This is a genomic window from Niallia sp. 01092 (assembly GCF_052318935.1).
Classification (GTDB): domain Bacteria; phylum Bacillota; class Bacilli; order Bacillales; family Cytobacillaceae; genus Niallia.
Window position 1 is genome coordinate 186,123 of record NZ_JBQRKO010000009.1, and the last position, 6,244, is coordinate 192,366.

Below are 6,244 nucleotides of genomic sequence, written 5' to 3' on the forward strand. Positions count from 1 at the left end.
ATAAAGTAAAACGCACTGCTAAACAGTGCGTTCTCTCGTTATTCCGATTTCTTTAATTTAATGTTTAGCGTTTCATTGCCTTTTACTGTGGAGCCTGCTTTTATACTTTGTGAACTTACATAGCCGCTGCCGCTTGATTTTACTTTAATCCCTGTTACTTCGCTTACTTTTAACACATCTCTTAAAGACCAGCCAATCATATTTGGCATTGTAGCTTCTCCATCTGTTTGCAGCAATACTTTTTCACCTGCTAAAAACGAATCAGCTGCTTTTGGCAATTGGGTAGTAATGGTGCTTCCTTTTCCGATGATAATAGGTTGTAATCCTTGATTTTTCATTTTCTTTTCTGCATCATTTATCATTAGACCCTTTACATCTGGCACTTCAATCGGCTGAACAGATGGTTTCGCAGAAGGTGTTATGTCCATATACTGAAGGCTGCTTTTCATGACCGAAGTAAAAATCGTAGAAACTGGATCTGATCCAACTTTTCCATTTCCTAATTGCGGCTGTTTAACAGCAACATACATTATTAATTCTGGATCATCTTTAGGAGCCATACCCATAAATGAAAATACGTAATTACTTTCCCCTTTTAAATAGCCTCCGCTATATGAGATGGAAGCAGTTCCTGTTTTTCCGGCTACATCATATCCTTCAATTTTATATTTTTGTCCTGTTCCATTTTTGCTTGTAATGACCGTTTCTAAGTAGTCGCGGACTTGTTTAGCTGTTGCTGCAGAAATCGGATTTCCAGTTAATTCTGTTGCAGTTTTCTTTATTACATCCCCTGAATTAGCGTCAACAATTTTATCAATAACATGAGGTTTTACCATTTTTCCATTGTTGGCAATGGCTGTTGCTGCCTGAATTTGCTGAATCGGTGTCAACGCTGTTCCTTGTCCATAAGCTGTTGTCACTTTTTCTACCGGCCATGTAAAAGCAATCGAGCTGTTTGCTTCATGAGGCAAATCAATTCCTGTTGGCTGATCGAACCCAAACTTCGTTAAATACTCTCTTAATCGATCAAAACCTAATTTTTCTTTCGCTATTTTTGCAAATGCTACGTTTGAAGATCGTTGCAAGCCTTCCAAGTAAGTAATTGTTCCCCATCCCACCCTATTATGATCATGAATTTCTGTATTTGGCGCATTAGGTATTGCCCTGTATTTACCAGATTTATATTTTTCGTCTGGATTAAACACACCTTCTTCCACCGCTGCAGCAAGTGTAAAAATTTTCATCGTAGATCCTGGCTCATAAGATGTTTCAATTGCTTCATTATGCCATGATTGATTAATTCCTTCCTTTGTCGCAGAATTAAAGGTTGGCCGCTGGCTCATGGCGAGAATTTCGCCTGTTTTTGGGTTGGCAACAATCGCAATCATTTTTTCCGGATTATATTCCTTATCGACCTTCGTCATCGTATCATCTAAAAATGATTGAATTTTTTTATCGAGCGTTAAATACACAGTATTTCCGTTTTTGGCAGGCACGACATTTTCTTTGCTTCTAGGGAGAATATAACCCCAATAATCACTTTTATATTTCATATAGCCATCTGTACCAGATAATAGCTTATTTAAACTTTGTTCTACTCCTAACTTCCCTGTTCCTGTGTACTTGCCTGTTTGTTCGTCTTCTTTTTCTTCGACAAACCCAATCACATGGGATGCAAACGTGCCATTCGGATAATTGCGTTTTTTCCCTTCCACAATTGCAATGCCCGGCAGCTTTAAATTTTCAATTTTCTTTTTCGTTTCATAGGAAAGATTTTTTCCGGCTGATCCAAACTCAACTTGTTTGGCACCCTCTTTAGTTAAAATTCTATAAATCTCCGACTCTTGTAAATCAATATATTTTGCAAGCTCTTTTGCTGTTTTTTCCGGGTTTTTTACATGAACCGGATTATCCGGATCATTTTCACTTAAACTGCTGTCTGTTATTGCAACAAGCTTATACGAGGATGCGTCTTCTGCAATGACCTCGCCATTACGATCAAGAATGCTTCCTCTTGAAGCTTCGAGAACTTTTTCTGATGTATATTTTTTTTCTGCTTTTGCAGCAAGCACTTCTCCTGATACTTCACCCGTTGCTTGAATAAAAATAAAACGAATAATCAATATAAAAAAGAGCAGACAGAAACATAAAAATACAATGGCTGCTCCAAGATTTATATTTGGCTGTTTTCGAATCATTATTGCACAACCTTCACATTGTCTTTACTAAAATCTAAGCCTAATTTTTCAGCTGCTTTTCTGATTCTTTCAAAGCTGCTTAAGTCTTTTACTTGAATATCAAGTTCTTTATTTGATTTTTCCAGTTTGTTTATTGAGTTTTGTGCAATTTGAATGTTTTTATTTACTTGATATATTTCCGCTTGGTTGCCGACAATCTTCACCGCACCAAAACATAAAAGCGCTGCAAATGTGACACCTAGTATTTTTTCTCCAGGAGATAATAATGATTTTGTTTGTTTTATTACCTTTTTAACCGTTTGCTGTTCACTTTGATAACTTTCTTCTTGAAGCTTTCTAGCCAAATTGCTCATTTTATTACCTCCTGTAAGTTCCATTTTATAATTTTTCTGCTACACGTAATTTCGCTGATCTTGCCCGGTTGTTTTCTTCTAATTCTTGTTCGGATGGAATAATCGGTTTTCTTGTGACAAGTTTTAATTCGGGTTTAAACTCATCTGGAATAACAGGTAATCCCGGCGGTAAATTCGGAAGATCACTTGCCTTTTTAAAAGTTGATTTACAGATTCGATCTTCAAGGGAATGAAAGGTAATAACACTGATTCGACCACCTTTATTCAATAATGAAATCGCTTGATTTAAAGAAGATTCAAACACACCTAACTCATCATTTACAGCAATTCGTATCGCTTGAAAGATCCTTTTAGCCGGATGTCCGCCTTTTCGTCTTGCTGGTGCGGGAATGCCTTCTTTAATTAATTCCACCAGCTGCCCAGTTGTCTCAATCGGACTGATGCTTCTCGCTGCTTCAATTTTTCTGGCAATTTGCTTCGAGAATTTTTCTTCTCCATATCGGAAAAATATTTTCACTAGCTGCTCATAGCTCCAAGAGTTTACGACATCATATGCTGATACGTCTCCCTCATGATCCATACGCATATCAAGTGGCGCATCATGATGGTAGCTGAAACCACGCTCCGGTGTATCTAATTGAGGAGATGAAACTCCTAAATCATATAAAATACCGTCAACGTGAAAAATTCCTAACTTTTTAATTTCTTGTTCCAATTGACTAAAATTACTTTTCACAATCGTCAATTTGTTTTTGTATGCAGCTAGTTTTTGTTCTGCATTGCTAATAGCTGTATCATCTTGATCAAAAGCGATCAGTCTTCCTTTGTCTGATAGCTTTGAAAGAATCAGTTCACTATGTCCTGCACCACCAAGGGTACAATCGATATAAATGCCATCTGGCCGGATTGCTAACGCATCGACCGCTTCATGAAGTAATACCGTTGTATGATTAAACATGTTGTCCACCTGTCTATTATTTTTTCTGAATATTTTTGTATGTATCCTGCTCTTATAGTCCTTTGCAAATCCATGAAGGATTGTGAGTGACAATTCATACTAGTTTCTGTTAAAAAATGCTTTGTGTATTTGCCTTCGAAACGTTTACAAAAGGATGCTTGCATCAAACATTAAATATCAAACCCAATCATATTTTCTGCAATTTCTGCAAAAGAATCCTCTGATTCGGAAAAATAATCTTCCCAAAGGTTTTTGCTCCAAATTTCTATACGATTGGATACACCTAAAACCACACATTCTTTTTCTAATTTTGCATATTGGAATAATGAGGAAGCAATATTGATGCGCCCTTGTTTATCCAGTTCGCATTCAGTTGCTCCAGAGAAGAAAAAACGGGTAAAAGCGCGAGCGTCTTTTTTTGTAAGAGGAAGTGCTTTTAATTTTTCTTCGATAATATTCCACTCACTTAAAGGGTATCCAAATAAACATTGATCAAGTCCACGGGTTAAAATAAAGGTTTCGCCAAGATGCTCTCTAAATTTCGCAGGCACTATCAAACGGCCTTTCGCATCAACATTATGATGATATTCGCCCATAAACATACCTGCTTCCCCCACTTCCTTACCTCAATGTACCACAATCCCCCACTTTCCTCCACTATATATTAGATTCTATCTATTTACACAATATCCTGCAAGGAAAATCACATAATTTATAATAGGAATCTTCTTCCTAATAGCTGAGCATTATATGCTTGCACAAAAAATAGGAAAGGCACCTAATAAAGGACCTTTCCTATCAGCCTTATAATTTAATTACTTTATGCTTACCATCAAACTCCATCGAAACTTTCATTAATTCATCTAAAAAATCCAATCCATATTTATTAAGAAAATACGTTATATTCCATACCCGTTCTTGTGGAGCGCCATCTGGTTTCATATTTCTTTCCATTCGATTGAATTTATTTACTATCACTTCATGTTTGTGTTTTACTGATTCTTCCACTTTTACTCCCATAAAATCCAACTGCTTTAATATAAAACCTTCATTCTTTTTCAATAGCGGAAGCAGCCCTTTTGTATCTTTTGTAATTTCATCTTCTAATTGCAGATAATTCTTTTGAATATCTTCTTTTACTTTGCTTAATATCGCTGCGATTTTTTCATTCGCTACAGAATGTAAAAACTGTTCACATTTTTCTTTTGTTCCAGATGTAATAACTTCCGAAATCGTTAACTGTAATTCCTTCATATCCGCTTCTACACAACGCTCTAACAGCGTAATATTAAGACGCGGTACGATAGGAGGCATCTTTATGCCCATCCATTCAAACGCTTTTTTTAATTCAGCCCAGTAGGCAATTTCTCCAGGACCTCCAATAAAAGCTAATGTTGGAAATAATAAATCTTGTGTAATGGGCCTTGTCACCACATTATTACTCAATTTATTTGGAAATTCACTAGCTATTTCCTTTAATTGCTTTTTCGTAAATTGAACTGTTTTATCTTTGCCGATAAATACATTTTGTTCTGCATCAAACTGCAGCAGCACTCTTTCTTGTATTGCTTCATCATAATAAAATAGATTTGCTGGATTTTCACTCATTTCAATAACAAGAGGGTATCCTGATTCTTTTACAATAGACTGCTGTTCTTTTACACAATCAGCTAGTTTATCTGCATGATCAATTTGTTTCAAAAAAATCTCTTTTTCTAATAAGCGTAAATTCTTATCTCCTGAATCCACTAATAACAATCCATACTCACGAAATAACCCCATCGTTATATAACTGAATAAATCAACAAATGTATCGGATTGGGCAATTGCTTCTTTTAAAAAGATTAATAACTGTTGGGAAAATTCTGTTTCACCATAACTTTCGACTACATCCTCGATCCACTCTAAACAGACATTTTTATCTAATGAAATATCAGATGCCATTTTTTTTTCGATAATTTTTTGTGGATAAAGCTTTTTTTCCATTTTTTCTTTTCCAGGTGTAAAAATATGGTTCACTTCCAAATAATCATGATCCTCACCAGCTACCCAAAAAACAGGAACTACCGAAATGCCTAATTCTGCCTCTTTTTCCTTTGCAAGTAAAATAATACTGATTACTTTATGGATGGAATAAAGCGGGCCAGTTAAAATTCCTGCTTGCTGCCCTCCTATAACAACAACGCTGTCGTCTTCTCTAAGCTTATTGATTGATTGTTGAACAGATTCGGAGGAAGGAAATTTCTCCATATATTTTTCTATATAATCCGCTACTTCTTGCCTCATAAACTTTCGTGTTTTTAATTCATTTAGCCTATCTTCATAACTCCCTTGATGCTGAAAAGAATAATGAAAAAAATTCATTATCTCCTTCGTTTGTGCTATGTAATCTGTCACAAACTTATTAGCAGTTTGCAACGACAGATTAATCATCTCCATTTATGTACTCCCCTTTTTATCAAAGTTTTTCATTATGTTTTATTAAATACCTTACTAACGTTACTACACCATTAATACATTTACATTGAGTATATCATTGTCAAAATCAAAGGAAAAAATCTTTGCTTATCATTTTTTATAAATTCAAACTTCGCACTTTCAAATTCGTTTGCAAATCTTAATAGGACTTGGTTTAGAACAATAAAAAGTAAGGCTTGTTTTTTATTGTTGAGGTTGCTTTCCACTACGGGTTGCTTCGCTTTCCGCGGGGTGGGAGCTGAGCCTCCTCGGCGTTG

The 6,244-nt window shown here is 35.7% G+C and carries 6 protein-coding genes; all 6 read right to left on the reverse strand.

Annotated features, from left to right (window positions below; translation table 11 throughout):
- Positions 1–38 precede the first annotated feature (38 nt).
- On the reverse strand, positions 39–2,198 hold the full coding sequence (locus tag ACTXGU_RS10700) for a penicillin-binding protein (RefSeq protein ID WP_443481502.1): 2,160 nt from the start codon (positions 2,196–2,198) through the stop codon (positions 39–41).
- Positions 2,198–2,551, reverse strand: coding sequence for a cell division protein FtsL (gene ftsL / locus ACTXGU_RS10705; RefSeq protein WP_443481503.1), 354 nt, complete (start codon positions 2,549–2,551; stop codon positions 2,198–2,200). The genes ACTXGU_RS10700 and ftsL overlap by 1 nt, the downstream gene beginning before the upstream one ends.
- Before the next feature lie 25 nt (positions 2,552–2,576).
- A complete protein-coding gene (gene rsmH / locus ACTXGU_RS10710) occupies positions 2,577–3,509 on the reverse strand; it encodes a 16S rRNA (cytosine(1402)-N(4))-methyltransferase RsmH (protein WP_443481504.1) in 933 nt (310 codons plus the stop codon).
- Positions 3,510–3,679: 170 nt separating this feature from the next.
- Entirely contained in the window at positions 3,680–4,111 is a 432-nt protein-coding gene (gene mraZ / locus ACTXGU_RS10715; protein ID WP_443481505.1) for a division/cell wall cluster transcriptional repressor MraZ, read from the reverse strand.
- Between the two features lie 202 nt (positions 4,112–4,313).
- Positions 4,314–5,948 carry a bacillithiol biosynthesis cysteine-adding enzyme BshC gene (bshC, locus tag ACTXGU_RS10720; protein WP_443481506.1) on the reverse strand — a complete coding sequence of 545 codons (1,635 nt, stop codon included), beginning with the start codon at positions 5,946–5,948 and terminating at the stop codon, positions 4,314–4,316.
- An 80-nt stretch (positions 5,949–6,028) separates the two neighbouring features.
- On the reverse strand, positions 6,029–6,244 hold a 216-nt coding region (locus ACTXGU_RS10725; protein WP_443481507.1), incomplete at its 5' end, for a hypothetical protein.

Bases quoted from the DNA above. Each gene is read 5' to 3' on its own strand.
- ACTXGU_RS10700 (WP_443481502.1), bottom strand. From the start codon at position 2,198: ATGATTCGAAAACAGCCAAATATAAATCTTGGAGCAGCCATTGTATTT.
- ftsL (WP_443481503.1), bottom strand. From the start codon at position 2,551: ATGAGCAATTTGGCTAGAAAGCTTCAAGAAGAAAGTTATCAAAGTGAA.
- rsmH (WP_443481504.1), bottom strand. From the start codon at position 3,509: ATGTTTAATCATACAACGGTATTACTTCATGAAGCGGTCGATGCGTTA.
- mraZ (WP_443481505.1), bottom strand. From the start codon at position 4,111: ATGTTTATGGGCGAATATCATCATAATGTTGATGCGAAAGGCCGTTTG.
- bshC (WP_443481506.1), bottom strand. From the start codon at position 5,948: ATGGAGATGATTAATCTGTCGTTGCAAACTGCTAATAAGTTTGTGACA.